Source organism: Myxacorys sp. (genome assembly GCF_059501405.1).
Map to the genome: position 1 here is coordinate 1 of NZ_JCACCM010000195.1, position 19,420 is coordinate 19,420.

Sequence of the window (19,420 nt, forward strand, 5' to 3'; positions counted from 1 at the left end):
GCATTATCTCATCTCGTCACTGTTCTCTATTCTCCCTTATTTACCGACAAGTCTATTACCATTCAAGCGTCTGCGGTTTCTTCAAAATTGACGGCGCTAATGACATATCGATTTTTTCCAGCTTGTTTTGCCTGATACATCGCTTCATCTGCCTTTTGTAACAGGGTTTCTAGGTCGTCTGCATGGGTTGGATAAAGACTAATTCCAATACTCGATGAGACCAGTAAGGTCTGACCTGAAATTGCAAACGCTTGAGACAGGGTATGCAAAATTTTTTCAGCGACGGTTGTTGCATTATTTAAGTCTGGAATCGATGGCAGCATCACAACAAATTCATCGCCGCCGAGCCGAGCGATCATATCGCTGGTTCGCAAGCATCCACTTAAGCGCCGTGCCACCGCTTGCAGTAGCAGATCCCCAACTCCATGACCCAACGTATCATTAATGCGTTTAAATCCATCTAAATCAAGAAACAAAACAGCGACTAACTTACCATTCTCACTTGCCCAATCTAAGCATTGACTTAACCGTTCGTACAATAGATTTCGATTGGGTAATCCAGTCAATCCATCATGATTAGCGAGATAGCTCAGTCGGTCTTGCGATAAACGTAATTCTGCGTTTGAGCGAGATAGTTCTAACGTGGTTCGTCGCAATTCATTTTCAATGGTTTTGCGGTGCGTGATATCTCGAATCACACCAACTAAAAATCGGTTGCCTGCTGCGTCTTTGTGCAGCGATCGCTTCGTAGCAATATGATAAGTTCTACCATCCGCACTCGTGAATTGTTCCTCGTGTTCTAATTCATGTCCGTTTTGAAACACCAACTCGTCTTGCTGCCTGAAAATATCTGCTTCGTGAGCCGGAAAAATGTCGTAATCCGATTTTTCGACAAGTTCTTCAACAGGCTTTCCTAAAAATCTGGAGTACGCTTCGTTCAATACGATCCAACGATGATGTTTATCTTTAACAAACACCGGATCGGGAATGCTATTAATCACGCGATGTAAAAATTCTTTTGATCGCTTCAATTCTTCTTCGGTGTGAGCAATGTAGCTGATGATGACTAGGGCGGAGCCAGTCAAGGCTAAAAAACTGGGCACAACGGGAATAATCCACCCGACCAAAAACGCGCCGTAGCAAATGCTAATTAATCCGACTCCCACAAACAGGATTACCAGAGCGGTGCGATGCGGCGATCGCAGCTTCCAACTTAGGCCCGTGCCGATCGCCGCCCAAATCCAAATCCAAATCCACTCGATCGGTTCCGTCCAGGTCTGAAACAACGGTCGATTGTTGAGAGCGGCACTCAAAATTTGACTGATAAAATTCGCCTGAATTTCAACGCCTGCCATCAGTCCTGATGAGCCAAGCTGCAGTTTGGTGTAGGGTGTTGCCGAAAAGTCTTTGAGGCTAGTGGCGACCGCGCCAATTAAAACAATGCGATCGCGCAACTGATCCGGCGGCACTTCTCCGTTGAGCAATTGCTTCAGCGAAAACATTTTGAATTGACCCGCCGCTCCTCGGAAGTTTGCCAGTACTTGATAGCCGCCGGCATCGGCTTGATTGTAAACTCCGTCGTTGGGCGTCAGTTGCGGAAAAACGGCATTTCTCAATTGCAGATAGCGGGGCTGCTTCACCCCTGGTTTAGGCTGAATCCCTTCTGCGCTCAAGTACCGTAATGCCAACTTAAGCGAGAAACTCTGATATCTCTTGCCGTTTACGGTCCAATATAGAAGCGCCCGACGAATCTTGCGATCGCTGTCGTACACAATATTGTTAAAGCCAACCTGCCCGAGCCGTTTGAGCTTTGGAGAGGCTGCTACACCTGACCCCTCGCGATCTTTTAGCTGCTCAATGCCTACTAGATTGGGCATGGATTGGTACGTACTGAGCAGATTAGAATTGCCCGACCCGACCGGAATATCTCGATAAAAGTCAACACCTACAGCTCGTGGCTTGGCCGCTTGAATCGTTTGCAACACTGCCGCTAGCTGTGTATCGGATAGCGGCCAACCCAACTGCTGAATGTCCTCTTCATTCATGCCAATGATGACGATGCGATCGTCGATTGGTTCGGCTGGACGCAGCCGAAAAAACTGATCCACCGTACTCAATTCCCAAGTTTGCAGCACGCCGCCTACTCGCAGACCAATCAGGCAGCTTGTCACTGCCGAAGCGGTAATCCAAATTCGCCCGCTCTCCCACACGGTGGTCAGCACGGTTGTCAAGACTCGTCGCCACTCAAGATGCTTAATCATGGGTTGGGTAGAACGGCGTTACACCAAGAACAAGCATGGATAGATCGCGTTTTACGTTCTGAAGTTTTATTATCATCAGAGAGAGAACAAATTGACTACGCAAGGGGGCTTGCTGCCATTAACATCTCTCCAAGCAACTCCTGACTGGGCCTATATTGATAGAAATTTTATCACGGGAATCAAGAAGGGGTCAGAGAAGAGAAGAGCCAAAATCAAGTGTGCTTTGATGCACATCACTTATGGTGATTTTGCTTAAACCTCTGCTTAAACCATTCGAGAAAGATTTGCTGCCCTAACGCGGCTGCGCAATCTGCTGAATGACCTGATGCCCTAATTTGCTGCCATCGAGCCGATCGACCTCTCGCACACCCGTTGGACTTGTCACATTCACCTCAGTTAAATAGCCGCCAATCACATCTATGCCCACAAAGGTGAGTTGATCGCGCTGTAGTGCGGGAGCTAACATCGCACAGATTTCGCGATCGCGATCGCTAATTTCGGTTTGGGCGCTGCGCCCTCCCACGGCCATATTTCCTCGAAACTCATTGCCCGTAGGAATTCGGTTGACGGCTCCAATCGGGGTTCCGTTCAGCAGAATGATCCGTTTATCACCATCTTTAGCGGCAGGCAAATAGCTTTGCACCATAATTGGCACTTTCCCCTGCTGAGTGCTGATTTCGATCAACGAATTGAAGTTGCGATCGCCCGGCTGCAAAAATAAAATGCCTTCCCCCGCTTTGCCGTTGAGGGGTTTCAGCACGGCCGCTCCCTCGCGGTCTAAAAACTGCCGAATCACCTGCTTATCTTGGGTGACAATTGTATCGGGAATCGCATCCGTAAATTGCAGAGCATACATTTTCTCATTGGCAGCTCGAATGCCCCTAGGCGAGTTGACCACCTGAGTTTTTGCCGGGTCGATGTAATCCAAAATATAAGTGGCGAAAAGGTAGGCCTCATCGACCGGCGGGTCTTTTCGCATGAACACTACGTCCATCTCTTCGAGCGGTTGAAATAGCGCTTCTCCAATCGAGTACCACTGCGCGATCGCGACCCATCGATTTTCACCTAGCGTCACAGGGGTCAGCGTCACGGGTTCGAGCAATGCCCACGCCTTGCCACTGACAACACTTAAGCGATCGAGTTGCGTCACCCACACTTCATGCCCTAACTCTTGAGCGGCTTCCATAAACGCCACGCTGGTGTCATGAGTGGGGTCGAGACGATGGATCGGATCGATGATGAATGCAAATTTCACAAGCAATGTCCTAAGTTTTTGAATTCGGCTGGCAGCAGATTTTGCAGCGGATGTAACGGAGCAAGACTCACCTGCTCGCCCATCTGTTGCCAACGAGAGACCGTTTTTAACCGCAAATTGCTTTAGCTTGCTGCTTGCAGCAGTGCATCAAGTTTTCCAGCCCGATCGAGGGCATGAATATCATCACAGCCGCCAATATGCTGATCGTTGATAAAAATTTGTGGGACAGAACGCCGTCCACCTGAGCGCTCCGCCATTTTCATGCGTCCAGGTTCGTCGCCATCTAGATTGTATTCGGTGTACTGAACGCCTTTGCGATCGAGCAGTGCTTTCGCCCGGATGCAGAAGGGGCAGGTACTCCAGATGTAGATTTCAACAGTAGGAGCCATAGTCTTTCAATAGTAATATTTCTTAAATTTTAAGCGCTAATGACAGATCCAACCATTCAGCGTGAACCGACTTTGGGCAAAGGCGCGGGACGGGCACAACACTGGCAAGACTTCATGAAGATAATGGCTTGGGAAGAAGACAATCGTGTTATTGCGCGGCTCGATGGTCACCGAGGTTTCTGCTGATTCGTACCATCCGGTTTCTACATTGAGGTCATAGAGGCGCAACTCTCCTCCCGAAAATCCTTTCGGTTCTTGGTAAAAATAGTACACATACGACAGTTCTCGGCGGGCCACTTCAGCGCTGCCGTTGTCGTTGTGCATTTTGTAATAGTCGCCATCGTTGTGCGCCGTTAGCTGAATCTCGATCTGCGATACCTGAAAGGGTGGATGATCTAACTGAGTAAAAACAGTCGGCAAAACCGCTTCTACCTGTTGCACCATCCACTGAGACAAGTCTGGAAACTCGTAGAGAATTTTTGATTTTCGATAGTCCGTTTCACCCGTTGAGGTGGTAGTGGGGACAAAGTTAGATTCCTGATGCAGCACATAATCGAGCAGACGTGAAGTGCCCTGCAAGGTTGGCAGCCTCGATGGGTTCAGAAACTGATCCAGTTGAAGATACTTCGCCGCCTGAATCACGCTCATGTGGATACCGCATAGCTAACCAATTGACAGAGCCGTTGCCGCAGCGTTTCTAAGCCCAACCGCTCGTGAGCTGAGATAAACGCGGCTTGAGGAAATTCTTCCCGTGCGATCGCTAGGGTTGCCCCATCGACTTGATCAATTTTATTAAATGCGACCAGGGCTGGACCAGGAGAAATAGGCATTTCTGACAAAATCTGCATCACCGCTCGAATCTGACTTTGCCACGCTGGGTGGGATAGATCCACCACATGCAGCAAGGCATCGGCTTCAGTGACTTCCTCTAATGTGGCCCGGAACGCATCCATCAGGGAAGGCGGCAACTCATGGATAAATCCCACGGTGTCAGTGAGCAGCATCGACGTTGACTCATGGGTTTCTGGATTGGAAACCATCAGCCGCCGAGTCGTTGGATCGAGCGTAGCAAAGAGTTGATCGGCGGTATAGACCTCTGCATTGGTCAACGCATTTAGCAATGTAGATTTACCAGCGTTGGTATAGCCAATCACGGCGATCGAGGCGACTTCTTGATGTTGCCTGCGTTGCCGCAATCGCGCGCGGTGAGCCTGGAGCTGATCCACCTCTTGCTGAAGCCGCGAAATGCGTCGCTGAATGCTTCTTCGTTCTGTTTCAAGTTTTGTCTCTCCCGGGCCTCTTGTGCCGATGCCGCCGCCTAATCGAGACATGGCTTGTCCGCGTCCTGCAAGCCTGGGCAGCATATATTCCAGCTGAGCTAGCTCGACTTGGAGTTTACCTGCTCCCGATCGCGCTCGTTGGGCAAAAATATCGAGAATCACTTCGGTGCGATCGACCACTCGAATGCCGATCTGCGTCTCCAAGTTTCGCACCTGCGCTGGTGACAGGTCGCGATCAAAGACAATCAAATTTGCCCCGATCGTCTGTGCCGTGAGCGAAATTTCCTGCACTTTTCCTTCGCCGACTACGGTTTGAGGATGGGGACGAGGACGTTTTTGTTTCAACGTTTGTAGCACTTCTCCGCCTGCCGTATCCACCAACCGAGCCAATTCCTGTAGACCATCCTCAAAGCGCTGCGGGGATAGATTAGCCGTCTGCACCCCCACGACCAACACCTGATCATGATCGCCATCCACCTGTTGCCCGGCCGATTCGCGCTGAAATTCTTCCTCTAGTCCTTCAACTAGGTCTAGAAAATCTTGGTTAGCAACGATATCGAGACTAAGGGCAGGCGAAACCGTCCAGTTGGCTTCTGGGTGAGGAACCAAATGCGCTAGGTAGGCCGCTTTCACATATCCGGTGGCGCCACCGCCGCGCCGCTCGAAACCGCCACCTGTGAGAGTCAGCGCTACAAGAGCATCAAGTCGCTGAATTGCCATAGCCGTCAGCGCTGACTCTCCAGGCGGATCTTGTTTGAGTTGAGTCGCAATACACCGAATACCGCACAGACGCTCTGCCCCGTAGCGAGGGAGTTCTAGCGGCGGAATCTGGGTTTGCCTCGGTGTGCCGACGCCAACGCGAATCACCTGCCCGCGCCGATTGATATAAGCACAGACAGGCTGGTTCAGATCTGTACTAATGGCAGCGAGGCGCTGAGCAAATTCTGGCGTGGTGATGCGATCGCCGGGTAGACGCTGATGGTACAAGCGCTGCAACTGCTTTAACTGACTAGATTTGAGACCTTGAAGATGACCGTAAACCGTTTCGATAAGGATCACTTGCCTAACGCTACTGTCTCTATATTAGATCTCCAGATTCCGACTAAACAAGGTTCTGTCTTTCCATCGGAGAATTATTAGATCTTTACAGCATGCAGTCTTTTGAAGCGAGTAGAGCCAATCGGGGTGCTTTGGATCAGTTCACAAAAAAAGAGGGATTACTCCCTCTTACAGTGTTAATCGCTTTGTAGAGTTGCGATTATTCTTCAGTGACAGGCACTAACTCTGCTTCTGGAGTCGCTTCAGGCACTTCTTCAACGGCTGAAGGGATTTCCGGCTCCTCAACAGCGGAAGGAATTTCTAATTCCTCCTCTTCTGTAGGTGCTTCGATCGCAGGTGGTGCTTCTGCAACGGCAGCCGGTGCCCCGCCCTGCTGTTGCTGCATTACCGTTTCGCGATACTTAGCGGCCATTTCCTCGGCTTTCTCATACACCACACTCGGGTTCTTCACCATATCGCCCGGTTCTGGCTCAAGCTGCTTCGTCGAGAGCGAAATCCGCCCCCGCTCAGCATCAAGATCAATGATCATGACTTTAACTTCGTCATTCACATTGAACACGCTGTGGGGCGTATCAATGTGATCGTGAGAAATTTCAGAAATGTGTAGCAAACCGCTAACACCGCCGATATCAATGAACGCACCATAAGGCTTGATGCCGCGCACCGTGCCAATCACGACTTCGCCAACTTCCAGACGGTTCATCTTACGCTCAACCAGCGCCCGACGATGGCTCAGAACGAGACGGTTGCGCTCTTCGTCTACTTCTAAAAACTTGAGCGGTAACTCTTCAGCGACTAATTCTTCCTTCGGCTTGCGAGTGCTGATGTGAGAGCCAGGAATAAAGCCGCGCAGTCCTTCAATGCGAACCAGCGCTCCGCCTCTGTTGGTGGCAAATACAATCGATCGCACCGTAGCATCTTCGGCTTGGAGTTGGCGAACCCGCTCCCATGCTCGCATGTACTCAATCCGGCGAATTGAGAGGGTTAACTGTCCATCTTCATTCTCGTCTGCCAAGATGAAGAACTCCCGCGTTTCGTTGGATTGCAACACCTCGTCGGGGTTATCCACGCGGTTGATCGACATTTCCTGAATCGGAATATAGGCAGCCGTCTTAGCACCAATGTCAATCAGCGCACCTCTTGGCTCTAGGCTAAATACGGTTCCGGCTACAACATCTCCCGGACTGAAATGATAGTCGTATTTATCTAGTAAAGCCGCAAAGTCTTCGTGGGTAAAACCGACATCCATAGCTACTGTGTTCTGATTGACCATGCTAATTGTTTTCCTAGTTGTCTCCGTAAAAAATCGCCTCCTGCTGATGCATATGCACATCCGGAAAATGTGCAGCCTACACCTTCATCCCTTAGGATCTAAGGAACGGTTTGGACGGATTAGTGAGTTCAGAATTCTTATGATAGCTCAATCTCTCTCTCATAACACAGGGCGTTTGACTTCTTAGAGAGAGTTATCGAATGGCGCGATCGACACTTTGAAATCAGGGTTTTCTTAATTTCTCCAAGTTGTAGAAGTGAGGCAGATTAGGTTCCTGGCTTTAAATAGTCAAGTAAGCGATCGCCCGAATCGGCGCGGACGAGTCCTACGGCAATATCGGGCAGTGTTGTAACGTTGGGATAAACCAAGTAGCGCGGTTCCCACTGGGGACGAAACTTCTCCTTAAATTGATGTAATCCTTTGAAGTTGTAGAACTGATTGAGATGCTCAAAGAAGTAGTGCAATCCTTTCTCGACTCGATGAGCGCTCGGTGATTCTCCCACTCCGGCAAGGGGGGATAAGCTGAAATTAAAGCTGTCGTATCCGGCTTGCTGGAAGTGCTGCAATAGCGATGCAAACAGAAAATCCATTGTGCCTTTTTCGGCGTCGTGGCAATGGCGCATCAAATCAATGGTGACTTCATGACGTTGATATTTTGAGAGCAAATTGGCAAAGGCAATGATCTTGCCATTGGAGTTGTAAAGTACGGCGATGTGACACTGCTGCAAGTAATCTTGATCAAACCATCCGATCGAGAACTGCTTTTCTGATCCTTGCTTTAGTTGCAGCCATTCGTCACTGACGGGCTTTAATCGATCGATTAGAGTATTGTCAATCGGGGGTTCGTAGACTTGAAATCGATGTCCGGCTTTGGTGAATCGATTGATTGCGGTTCTAAAATCTTGGTTGGCTTTTCCTTTGAGGTTGAAGGTGTGCAGATCGACGATCGCTTCTTCGCCAATTTGCACCCAACGGTAGCCAAACGATTTGTAAAGTGGCAATTGATCGGGCATTGCTTCGTAGAAGGTGGGAAACCAATCGTTGCGATCGCAAAAGTATTGAAACCCCTTCAACGTTTCCCAGCGATCGTAAAGTGGACCAATCGGATCGCCGAGCGCGATCGCGGCTCGACCTTTGGCAACATACGCCACAACGCTTTGACCCGACGGACTAAAATAGTAGGATTTGTCGGGCAGCAGTGCTAAGCGTGCTAGAGAAGACCGTCCGTGCTGATCAATAATGTCGCGGGCGCGATCGCGATCGATTAGCGTTGCCGGATCGCCGCGCAACAACACAGGACGCAAGACCATGAGTAACGCATAGGTTAACGTAATGGCTCCGACTGCATAAATCGAATTGGCAAAGAAAAGCGCAAACTGTCCCTTCGGTTCTAATCCAGCGTTGTCTGCTGTAAAGAATATCGCTAAGGTCTGGAGAATCGAATCTTTAAAACTAAAGTTAACCGGAGTGCCATTGACGTTGAAATAGCCATCGAGAATATAAAATCCGGCGGTTCCGTACGCTAGGGTAAATAGAGCGGCAACGATCAGAATGCGAATGCCTTGAGCGCTCGATGGAGGATCGGATTGAGCGGTATAGAGTCTGCGAATCAAAAACAAATGGGCGAGAAGCGCGATCGCGAGCGTGCTTTCTTCAAAATCTAAGCCTTTGATCAGATGGCTAATGATCGAGAGTCCCAATAGAATGACCGTAATATACCAAGCCATTCGCTTTCGTCTAGCTAAGTTCACCGCCAAGGTAATTAAGACAAATCCAGAGAGGGCGGCAAATAAATGTCCTCCTGCTTGTACAGAAAACGGGAGAAACAGCCCTAGCAAAGCAGATCGCCTAGGAACACTCGGCGTCACAGCCGAAAGTAAATTGACCAACCCTGTTACCCCGGTTAGTACGGTCGCGATCCATAACCCCAGTCGGCTTCGACGAGAGAGCGTATCAGTCCGGTTTCGCTGTTTCATTCCATGTGTGCAGCTTGAGATCACGTTTTCTCAAAAAATGAAGTGTTTCAAAAAATAGCGGTGGAGCGTGATTAATTCGCTAAACATATTAATTTGCGCCCTGCTTTCGCTGAGCCATTCTAAACTGAGTTCCAACAAAGCGTAACGAATCTTTTAGGTGGCGATGCCAATAGTTCCAACCGACGTCTTGACCGACAATACCGTGTCCACCGGGGAACACACGGAATTCGTTTTTAATGTCTAAGCGATCGAGGGTTTGATGAAACTCTTGAGTGGCCTCTAAATATTTATTGTCTGCCTCTCCTGCATCAAGATAAATGCGCAGGTGTTGCCGCTCTTCGTCTGGAATTTGATCGATGAACAGTAACGGACTGTTTTGATCGCCGCTTGTGTCTTTGAAATAGCCAGTGTGACTAAAGAAAATATGAAACTCATTTAAATAGCGCAAGCCAATGTTAAACGCGCCCCATGCGCCTGACGAAAGTCCTCCCATTGCCCAAAATTGGGGTTCAATCTGGGTTCGATAGTGCGATTCTATTTCCTTAACGAGATCAACGCCGATGAGCGTGGCGACTTTGCCGTTTTCACCGTCGTAATAGTCTGGATCCCAAAATGGACTAGTGCCGCGATCGTCGCTACCATCGGGAGTGACGATAATTGAGGGCGGAAGGGCTTTTTTGCCGTAAAGATCGTGCAATACCGAGGTGAGCCGCGCTTTTTTCTCGTAATCCCATTCGTTGCCGTGTCCGCCGTGTAGTAAGACAACGACTGGATAGCGTCGGTCGGGATGGCGATCATATCCGGGTGGCAACACAAGTCCGTAGCGACGAGTTTCGCCCATTGCGTTGCTGTAAAAACTTTTAATTTGAAATTGAAGCCCGGTTCCGGTTTCAGCAGGCGGCGGATCGAGTTGCGGAGCGCCTGCAATAAACACATACCAACCGACGAGGGCGCTAATGGAGGTGAGCGCGATCGCGCTGGCAGTTAATATCGTTTGGCGTCGATTGATCTTGAGCCGCATTTGTCGCTGGAGCTTGAAACTTTGGATACGGTAGCATACCTCTTCGCTGATGATGACGGAAAGTGTGATTATCAATCCCTTACTGCTATTAGCGATAAGCAGTATCATGAGCGCGTAGGGTTCTGACCCAAAAATCATGGCAGACAAGCCTAAAAAAACCACAAGCAAACGCAAACCTGCGGCTCATTATGAGCCGCCTGTCTATTTCCTTTCGTTGGCAGTAGACAGGGTTCTTTGCTTTAAAGATAAACAAGTTCTTGATCTGACTGATAGCAATGATAATCCTGCACAGTGGACAGTAATTTTAGGCGACAACGGAGTTGGTAAAACAACATTGCTCCATTCAGAAATCGACAACCGTTCCACAAAAACTAGCTGAGGACGGCAAACGTAAACGGCGATCGCACTGTAGTTCCTACTCTCGCAATCCAGTTGCGTACCAAACTGGAGACAAAATATTCTCGTTTGATCGCTCAATCTATGCTCATCAAAGCGTGAAGCAGGCATTAATTACAGCGCAACATGGAAAGTGTTATTTTTACGAACGAATCCTGAAGACTTGCTTGGGGTTTGAGGTGAATTTGCATTTGTGATTGACGAAACTCAGAAAGGAAAAGTGACAAGAGATGCCTTAAAACTGAATGAGCGATCGCTTCCAGAGGCAAGACTTGAACAATTGCAAAGCCTGAAAGTACTACACGAAGTTGTGCAGTTAGCCGCTAAACAGTTAGGTAATGTCAAGTTGCAGCAGTTAGCGAAGGGGTAGTGCTAAACAAGTAATGATGCCTGAAACAATTGTTGCACAGGCGTTATAGACATCTAGCCAGAAGTCGCCCGCCTTGAGTATACGGCCTGCTTTTGACTTAAAAGCGCACTGACTTAACCAATCAGCAGCGTTTCAGCGCTCTGATCCTGGAAACTTCGGCCCTTTCCTTGAAAGATGGAGCTGTAGATTCGTGACTGCCTGGGCTTTTCAGCCATCCTTACATCTTTAGGACTACCAGCGAAGGATGCAAAAGATGAGCTGGAGAAAGCCGTTCGAGAGGATGCTGAGTTTGCTGCGGCTGCACGTTGCGCGGTGAAGACAGAATTCGAGTTTGTGATTGAATAATTTCAATAAATAGAAGTGTTGTGATCCTTCAGATAGTTGAGAACACAGGATCAATGACTGAAATCAAAGACCAAACGTGTGAAATTAAGGAGCAAATGATGAAAACACTGAGTCGAATGCTGTAACGCAACACATAAAGCTGTGAGTTGCGGAATCTGCTGCCGTAGTTTTGCAATCTTAATCGTGGATCTTCGCTCCTAAGAAACAAGCCCGTGAGCCTGACTATCAGAGGCTGGATTAACCACAAGCGTAGCTCCCAGTTTGAGTGCTTTGCGTTGCAGCTTGCGAAGTGCTCGTTCGCGATAGCGAGCATCCTCTTGTTCCGGGGGAAGTGCCGAGAAGGGCACTTGGTATTTGAGCAGATGATAGACAATGCGCGGCAACTTATGGGCTGTAGCAACCACTGCCTTAGGTGTCCCTAACTTAGCTTTCATGCGTCGATAAAAGACCCCAAGTGCGCTTTGGCTTCGCCCTAGCGTTGCTGCTGCTAGCCGGAATGCATGATTTGCCCGATTATCTGTTTTCTTGGTTTTGCTGCGAATGATTTTACCTCCCGTTTTCTCGTTATGCGGACTCAACCCTAACCATGACGTGAAATGCTTCACCGTCTTCCACTGGCTCATGTCTGTACCAATCTCGGAGAGAATCGCTTGAATACTCAAAATATTCAAGCCATCAATTTGGGTTAAATCAACTCCAGCCATCTGGTAAAGGGCTGGACGCAGGTCAGTGACAGGATCGTTTTTGGGGCGAATGGCACGGGGACGAGTGGCAGGGGGTAAAGGATGCTGCTCAATCTCAATCCGAGGTGCAAATCGAGTCATCTGCTGCTCAATTTCGACATCGCAGGCTTGCAACTTTTCGCTGTAGATGTCGTAGAGTTCCACTGACTGTTGGAGGGCAAAGACATGCTCGTGCCGATAATCTCCTTCGAGCGATTTAGCGATCTCTTGGGCACTTTTGCCGCAACGATGATCTCGATGTTGTGCTAACTGCTGGGGGTCACGCACTCCTGCCAGAATATCTCGGATGATCCGCATTCCCGTCGCTCCGGTCACGTCGCTGAGGACATTGGTTAGTTTGAGGTTCATTTGATGCAGTGCTTTCTGAATATGCTGGACATGGCTAGCACGATAGCGCAGTAGCATGTCGCGATGACGAACCAAAGACCGCAAGACACAAGTCGCGTCATCCGGTCGAAACGACTTGTGCAGTAAGCCATAAGTCAGTAATTGCTGTATCCACTGACAGTCTAAAATATCGGTCTTTTTTCCCGTCACATTCTTGATGTACTGAGCGTTGACCAAGTACACTTCAAATCCTCGTGCTTCTAGAATTTGGAAGATGGCAATCCAATACACCCCAGTTGATTCCATTGCCACTGTCTTAACCTGACACTGGCTCAACCAATCTGCTAAAGCATTGAGGTCCGCTGTAAAGCTGGAAAAGACTCGCACCGACGACGATGGGGAGCGCCCCTCGGGAACACAGGCGTAGATTTCGCTAGCTCCTACATCTAAGCCAGCAGCCTCGAGATTGATTTGCTTCAAACTCTCCAATTGAGGAGCATCTACGTGGCGCTCCTTTGACTTGCCTTTAACCCTCGACGCTGGGTTGGACTGATTCATGGCACACTCCGGTTCGGGGAATGATCAAATGCTCAGACCCGACGATGCTCCAACATTTGCTAGTCTCCTAAACGGGGTCTCGATTGAGCCACCAATGCCTAAGCCATCCATCGCCGGAACCATGCTAACTTTCGGGTTCGTAACTCCAAGGTCGCTTCGGTCTTAACTGTCTGAACTCTCTCAGCTTATCTTTACAGCCTCACCCCTCTCAAAAGTTTCTTTCACCCTGATGGTTCGTCCGCGCGTGGATTGCTAACTAATAAGTAGATCACGCAATTGAAGACGCGATTTGCTTATTCCGATTCCGCAGTCGGGACAACAACCGCCGAATTTGGACGGTCATCATCTGTTCCTCGCTAAATATCAAAAAATCTAAATATCAAAAAATATTTCAGTGCAGCCTGCTTTTTCTAATCGATCGCGCTGTTGTTTAGCAGCGGTATCTAATTCTTCATCGCTTATCCGCTGTTCGTAATCCAGCTTGCTGACACCACCATAGCCTAGAACATTCTGCATTCTTAGAAGATAAAGAATAGCCCAACTTGTCCAAAGATATCGTAGGTTGGGCTAAAGCCGATCCTCTAGAGAGGAGAACACTGTAGAACACTATAAATTTACTGCGAATCATTGTCAATACAACTGCAATAAATTCTCAATTGTCAGCCGAGCCTTGGTAGACGGTCTTAATGCTAAGAAGAGAGACGCTATTTGCAACGCTGTGTAGAAAAGGCCTAATCTCACCCAAGACCTGTCTCAGCCAGTATTAGCGAACGGTTACCTGAAAAAGTTTAGAAGGAGTATTATATTTGGAACTTACAAGATCTTGCTGACTACGAACAACTATGACCCTCCAACTACGTGTGTACGTTCCGCCTCATCCCTTAATTCGGCACTGGTTGGGAGTCGCTCGCGATGCGTCCACACCGTCGGCTCTGTTTCGGAGTGCCATGACTGAGCTAGGTCGGTGGCTCACTTATGAAGCGGTACGGGAATGGTTGCCAACGCTAGATACAACGGTCGAAACGCCGCTTGCGCCTTGTCCTGCCACGTTTATTAATCCAGAAACGCCGATCGCTGTTGTCCCGATCTTGCGGGCAGGTCTCGCCTTACTCGATGGGGCACAGTCTCTCTTACCATTGGCATCGGTCTATCACTTGGGTCTAGTTCGTAACGAAGAAACGTTAGAAGCCAGTTGCTATTTAAACAAATTGCCCGCTCAATTTGATCCTCAAACTCGCGTTTTGATTCCTGAACCGATGTTGGCAACGGGCGGATCGACCATGATGGCAATGGCAGAATTAGTCAAGCGAGGCATTGATCCAACATTTGTAAGAATTGTTTGTGTGGTGGCAGCACCGCCTGCCTTGCAAAAACTGAGTGCTGCGTATCCGGGTTTGAATATTTATTCCGCCGCGATCGATGAAGGACTCAACGATCACGGATTCATCGTGCCAGGCCTGGGAGACGCCGGCGATCGCACCTTTGGCACAGCGCATTAAAGGACGAATCCGATATCAGTTATCGCTAAAATCCTTTTTTGCAAGAGTAATGAATGACCCTCAATCGATACAATATAAGGAAAGCATCTTGAGTCAGCTATGAGTCAACAAGATAACTTTTCAAGTGGCTTCTTTCTAGGCGCGATCGCGGGCGGTGTTGTCGGCGGTGTATTGGGCGTACTGGTCAGCCAACGTCTTGGCGATAAATCGGTAGAAGAACCGTTGCTTAGGGCTGAATCCGCTCAGGGCAAAGCTCTAAAAGCCAAACGGCGTTCTCTAAGAGCTTCATCTGAGCAAAATATTGAGCTGGCTCGCCAAAGTTTGGAAGACAAGATCGCGCAGTTGAATACGGCAATTGACGACGTGCGGCAGCAGCTAGGCAGCGTCAACGGTCGTCCGACCGAGCTAGAGGAGAATACGATTGGCACAAAGCGCAACCCAGACGGAAGCGTAGAAACCTCCTAAAGCGGTTCGCCAATTGTGAGAAGAATCGCTTAAACTGTGTTCAAAGCTAAACACCCCTAGACATTGAAAGGAAACCGCAACTATGGAAGCCTTAGCGTTATTGCTAACCACGTTAAATAGCTTTATCAGCATTTATACCGTTCTGCTGATTATTAGAATTTTGCTGACTTGGTTCCCCAACGTCGACTGGTATAAGCAGCCCTTTGCGCTTCTGAGTCAACTGACCGATCCCTACCTCAATCTGTTTCGCTCGATCATTCCGCCGCTCGGTGGAATTGATTTTTCTCCAATTTTAGGGTTCTTAGTCTTGAATCTCATTCAAAGTGTGGTGCTGCCCTCTGTAGCACGAGTGGTTGCAGGCTTAGTGCTTTCATACCCCGCCGCTTAGCATCAGGAAGTTTCCATTTTCCCAGGTGTCAGCAGGGGTCAAAGTTAGAGAATAAGGAGCGGGCGCAGTTCATTTGGAGTTGCGTCCGCTCCTTGTTTTGTTGAGAGAGACTCTTTTGAGCAGAACCCGCTACGATCGCAGATGACCTGAACCATAAAAGCGATCGTGGCAGACCAGCGAATTCTGATTTGGTATCGCAATGACTTGCGGCTTCAAGATCATGAGCCGATGATAAAAGCGCTCGAAACAGGAGCCGCTATTGTTCCTGTTTATTGTTTTGATGAGAGGCAATTTGGAACAACGTCCTACGGATTTCCAAAAACGGGCGCATATCGAGCGCAGTTTTTGTTGGAAAGCGTGGCCGATTTGCGAAAGAGTTTAAGGGCTGTGAACAGCGATCTGATCCTGCGACGCGGCTTGCCTGAAGAGGTGATCTCTGAATTAGCCGAGGCATTGGAAGTTCAGGCGGTGTATTTTTATGGGGAAGTCACGTCTGAAGAGCGAGCGGTTGAATCTGCGCTGGAGCAGGCCTTGAGCGCGATCGAAGTTCAAACCAAACGGTTTTGGGGACACACGCTCTATTATGTGGATGACTTGCCCTTCGACATTTGCGACATTCCTGAACTGTTTACCAGCTTTCGCAAACAAGTCGAGAAAGCTTCAACCGTTTATGAAACCTTTCCAGCACCGCAAACGCTAGGGGGTTTGCCGGAAGTTGAAGTCGGTGAGTTACCGACCCTAACAGATTTTGGCTTAGAACCTCCGCTAGTCGATCCGCGTGCCGTTCTTCCCTTCAAGGGCGGAGAAACGGAAGGACTGGCGCGACTACAACACTATTTTTGGACGCAAGAGCATCTCAAAACTTACAAAGAAACGCGAAATGGAATGCTCGGCGCAGACTATTCCTCGAAATTTTCACCTTGGTTAGCACTAGGCTGTTTGTCGCCGCGCTATATCTATTGGCAAGTGCAGGCGTACGAGTCGCAGCGCATTCGCAATGACTCGACGTATTGGCTGATTTTTGAACTGCTGTGGCGCGATTATTTTCGGTTCATCTGCGCTAAGCATGGGAACCATATTTTTCGGGCGTCAGGAATGCAGGGTCGAGCGATCGCGTGGAAGCAAGACGAAACGCGATTCGATCTCTGGCGCGAGGGTAAAACCGGCTTTCCGCTTGTCGATGCCAACATGCGAGAAATTGCGGCCACGGGCTACATGTCCAATCGGGGACGGCAAAATGTCGCGAGTTTTCTGACTAAAAATCTCGGTATTGACTGGCGATGGGGAGCCGAATGGTTTGAGTCGCTGCTGATTGACTATGACGTGTGCAGCAATTGGGGCAACTGGAACTACACTGCTGGAGTTGGCAACGATGCCCGTGGATTTCGGTTCTTCAATATCATTAAGCAAGCCAAGGATTACGATCCTCAAGGGGAGTATGTGAAACACTGGTTGCCCGAACTCGCCAATGTGCCTACCGCGAAAGTGCATGAGCCGTGGAAGCTTGCTTCTGTGGAGCAAGATCGGTTTGGAGTGAGACTCGGCGTTGACTATCCCAACCCGGTTGTAGATTTGTTTAAGTCAGCCGAGGCAAACGAGAAGCTCTACAACCAGGGACAAGCATTTGGTAAGCCGTCGAGAGTGAGGGGGCGGCGGTGAGATATAAAGAGAGAGACGCTTGCAGTATGCTTCGGTTGAAGTTGGACTGAATTTTGCCATAACTACACAAATTTTGTCCACTTCACACTTCACAAATCATCGGCTCATGTAGCATCAATGATCGTCACGGAAAGATCTTCTACATATTTCTAGAATTTTTAGCTGTTGATGATGATAAACAAGGAGACATTATCTGTTGCCAACAAGAAACCTTTTACTTGAGTAAGCGTTTTCTTAATAACGTTAAGGTTTCTGAAAAATTTTGATTAAGGATCAATATAGCGACTTTTACTAGTCAAAGTCGGCATTAAAAACCGTGGAAATGCTGAAAAAATCCCGGATTATGATGTAGAGCCTCGATAATTTGACCAAATTCATCTTCAATTCTTCTTAAGCAGCACCTAATGAGTACTGACAACGCCAAGAGAATCTTGATTCTGGCAGCTAATCCTAGAAACTCAACTCCGCTAGACCTAAATCAAGAAGTTCGAGAAATCGATGAGGCGCTAAAGCTTTCTAAGCTACGAGATCAGTATGATTTAGTACAAAGATGGGCAGTGCGTCCTAGAGATATGCGTCGAGCGGTATTGGAAGTGAAGCCGCACATTGTTCATTTTTCTGGACATGGGGTTGGTGAAGGTGGCTTGGCATTAGAAGACGGAGCTGGGCAAGCGAAGCTCGTTAGTACTGAAGCTTTGGCAGGGATGTTTAAGTTAGCTGAGCAAGTGGAATGTGTGCTGCTTAATGCCTGCTATTCAGAAATTCAAGCGACTGCGATAGCTCAGCATATTCCTTATGTGATCGGGATGAATCAAGCGGTTGGCGACAGAGCCGCATTGGAGTTTGCCGTTGGCTTTTATGATGCTCTAGGTGCAGGAGAATCGATTGAACAAGCATTTCAACAGGGCTGCATTGCTATTGAAATGGAGAGCATTCCAGAACACTTGACTCCAGTATTGATACCGCAATCTAGCGCATCTATTCCAGACTCTACTCCAGCACCTAGCAATGAACTAAGCGCTGCAACTCGCAAATTAGTTGCTGTCGAGCAGCCAAAGCAAAGTAGCTCAGAAGTCACGGTGTCAGAGGTGCTCATTAATTTGAACGAACCTGGAGGGCAGATCCCGCTAGATTCCAAGTTTTACATCGAACGCCCGCCCATTGAAGCACGCTGCTATGAAACGATCGACAAACCCGGTGCATTGATTCGGATTAGAGCACCCCAGCAAATGGGAAAGTCTTCACTCATGGTGAGAATTCTCAACCACGCAGCGAATCAAGGCTGTCGATCAACGTCGCTCAATTTATGGTCGGCAGGTGCACAGCCGCTTTCTGACCTCGATCAATTTCTGCACTGGTTTTGTTCGCGGATCACTCGAAAACTGAAGCTGAGCGATCAGGTCGCTGATTACTGGCAAGGTGCCCAAAGCAGCAATGACAAGTGTACAGACTATTTTAAACTGTACTTATTACCTGAACTCAATCAACCTCTAGTGTTATGCCTTGATGAAGTCTATCAAGTCTTCATGCGCCCCCAGATCGCAACCGATTTTTTTGGACTGTTGCGATATTGGCATGAAGAATCGAAGATTAATCCGGTTTGGCAAAACCTGCGGTTAGTAATGATTCATTCTAAGGAGGTTTATGTTCCTCTTGATATCAACCAATTCGCATTTAATGTAGGTGTACCGATCGAGCCACCTCCTTTAACTCGAGCGCAAGTCGAAGCCTTGGTTGAGCGACATGGCTTGAATTGGTCGAATACAGAAATTGATCAACTGACTGCAATGGTGGGTGGGCATCCTTATCTATTGCGGGTAGCGCTTTACCACATTGCACGAAAAGAAATTACGTTATCAGAACTGCTAGAGGTTGCGCCGACCGAAGAATGGGCATACGCCAAGCATTTGCGCCGTCATTTGCTGAAGCTAGAAGAAGACCCAGCCTTGATGGCGGCAATTAAGCAAATTGTGGCGGCTCACCATCCTGTACGAGTTAAAACAGCAGAGGCGTTTAAGCTTGCCAGTATGGGATTAGTTCGGTTTGAGGGCAACGCTGTAGAACCGTTGTGTGACCTCTACCGCCAGTACTTTAAGGAGCGCTTGTAGGTGAACCCGTGAATCTTGCACCAGACCATGCCTACGATTATCGGGTTG

Annotated in this window: 17 protein-coding genes; 7 read left to right on the top strand and 10 right to left on the bottom strand. The window is 48.6% G+C overall.

Annotated features, from left to right (window positions below):
- Nucleotides 1-62: 62 nt before the first annotated feature.
- From AC5I6P_RS27925 to AC5I6P_RS27960, 8 genes are all read right to left on the bottom strand, one after another.
- Nucleotides 63-2,261, bottom strand: a complete 2,199-nt coding sequence (locus tag AC5I6P_RS27925) for a CHASE2 domain-containing protein (RefSeq protein ID WP_495697050.1) — start codon at nt 2,259-2,261, stop codon at nt 63-65.
- Between the two features lie 292 nt (nt 2,262-2,553).
- Nucleotides 2,554-3,516 (bottom strand): glutathione synthase, encoded by a 963-nt coding sequence (gshB, locus tag AC5I6P_RS27930; protein WP_495697051.1) that lies wholly within the window; start codon nt 3,514-3,516, stop codon nt 2,554-2,556.
- A gap of 122 nt (nt 3,517-3,638) precedes the next feature.
- Complete coding sequence (grxC, locus tag AC5I6P_RS27935; protein ID WP_495697052.1) at nt 3,639-3,905, bottom strand: glutaredoxin 3; 267 nt, start codon at nt 3,903-3,905, stop codon at nt 3,639-3,641.
- 36 nt (nt 3,906-3,941) lie between these two features.
- The gene (locus AC5I6P_RS27940; RefSeq protein WP_495697053.1) at nt 3,942-4,553 is read right to left on the bottom strand and encodes a 2OG-Fe(II) oxygenase; all 612 of its coding nucleotides are present in this window, start codon (nt 4,551-4,553) and stop codon (nt 3,942-3,944) included.
- Nucleotides 4,550-6,244 carry a GTPase HflX gene (gene hflX, locus AC5I6P_RS27945; protein ID WP_495697054.1) on the bottom strand — a complete coding sequence of 565 codons (1,695 nt, stop codon included), beginning with the start codon at nt 6,242-6,244 and terminating at the stop codon, nt 4,550-4,552. Before hflX ends, AC5I6P_RS27940 begins: the two co-directional genes overlap by 4 nt.
- A 199-nt stretch (nt 6,245-6,443) precedes the next feature.
- A complete protein-coding gene (locus tag AC5I6P_RS27950) occupies nt 6,444-7,517 on the bottom strand; it encodes a 30S ribosomal protein S1 (protein ID WP_495697055.1) in 1,074 nt (357 codons plus the stop codon).
- A gap of 266 nt (nt 7,518-7,783) precedes the next feature.
- Nucleotides 7,784-9,493 carry a phosphatidylglycerol lysyltransferase domain-containing protein gene (locus tag AC5I6P_RS27955; protein WP_495697056.1) on the bottom strand — a complete coding sequence of 570 codons (1,710 nt, stop codon included), beginning with the start codon at nt 9,491-9,493 and terminating at the stop codon, nt 7,784-7,786.
- A gap of 88 nt (nt 9,494-9,581) precedes the next feature.
- Nucleotides 9,582-10,622: an alpha/beta hydrolase gene (locus AC5I6P_RS27960; protein ID WP_495697057.1), complete on the bottom strand. Its 1,041-nt coding sequence runs from the start codon at nt 10,620-10,622 to the stop codon at nt 9,582-9,584.
- A 28-nt stretch (nt 10,623-10,650) separates the two neighbouring features.
- On the opposite strand from AC5I6P_RS27960, the gene AC5I6P_RS27965 reads away from it, so the two are divergent.
- Both AC5I6P_RS27965 and AC5I6P_RS27970 read left to right on the top strand, forming a co-directional pair.
- Complete coding sequence (locus AC5I6P_RS27965) at nt 10,651-10,893, top strand: hypothetical protein (RefSeq protein ID WP_495697058.1); 243 nt, start codon at nt 10,651-10,653, stop codon at nt 10,891-10,893.
- A gap of 210 nt (nt 10,894-11,103) precedes the next feature.
- Nucleotides 11,104-11,280 (top strand): hypothetical protein, encoded by a 177-nt coding sequence (locus AC5I6P_RS27970; RefSeq protein WP_495697059.1) that lies wholly within the window; start codon nt 11,104-11,106, stop codon nt 11,278-11,280.
- A gap of 542 nt (nt 11,281-11,822) precedes the next feature.
- Here the strand turns inward: AC5I6P_RS27970 and AC5I6P_RS27975 are convergent.
- On the bottom strand, nt 11,823-13,253 hold the full coding sequence (locus AC5I6P_RS27975) for an IS110 family RNA-guided transposase (RefSeq protein WP_495697060.1): 1,431 nt from the start codon (nt 13,251-13,253) through the stop codon (nt 11,823-11,825).
- Nucleotides 13,254-13,625: 372 nt separating this feature from the next.
- Nucleotides 13,626-13,769: a hypothetical protein gene (locus AC5I6P_RS27980; protein WP_495697061.1), complete on the bottom strand. Its 144-nt coding sequence runs from the start codon at nt 13,767-13,769 to the stop codon at nt 13,626-13,628.
- Nucleotides 13,770-14,095: 326 nt separating this feature from the next.
- On the opposite strand from AC5I6P_RS27980, the gene upp reads away from it, so the two are divergent.
- The 5 genes from upp (at nt 14,096) to AC5I6P_RS28005 (ending at nt 19,372) form a co-directional block, all read left to right on the top strand.
- Nucleotides 14,096-14,752, top strand: a complete 657-nt coding sequence (gene upp, locus AC5I6P_RS27985) for a uracil phosphoribosyltransferase (RefSeq protein ID WP_495697062.1) — start codon at nt 14,096-14,098, stop codon at nt 14,750-14,752.
- 99 nt (nt 14,753-14,851) lie between these two features.
- Nucleotides 14,852-15,217: a ssl2009 family thylakoid membrane protein gene (locus tag AC5I6P_RS27990; RefSeq protein WP_495697063.1), complete on the top strand. Its 366-nt coding sequence runs from the start codon at nt 14,852-14,854 to the stop codon at nt 15,215-15,217.
- A gap of 82 nt (nt 15,218-15,299) precedes the next feature.
- Complete coding sequence (locus tag AC5I6P_RS27995) at nt 15,300-15,605, top strand: YggT family protein (RefSeq protein WP_495697064.1); 306 nt, start codon at nt 15,300-15,302, stop codon at nt 15,603-15,605.
- A 165-nt stretch (nt 15,606-15,770) separates the two neighbouring features.
- Complete coding sequence (locus AC5I6P_RS28000) at nt 15,771-17,264, top strand: DASH family cryptochrome (RefSeq protein ID WP_495697065.1); 1,494 nt, start codon at nt 15,771-15,773, stop codon at nt 17,262-17,264.
- A gap of 404 nt (nt 17,265-17,668) precedes the next feature.
- On the top strand, nt 17,669-19,372 hold the full coding sequence (locus tag AC5I6P_RS28005; protein WP_495697066.1) for an AAA-like domain-containing protein: 1,704 nt from the start codon (nt 17,669-17,671) through the stop codon (nt 19,370-19,372).
- The last annotated feature ends 48 nt before the right edge of the window (nt 19,373-19,420 follow it).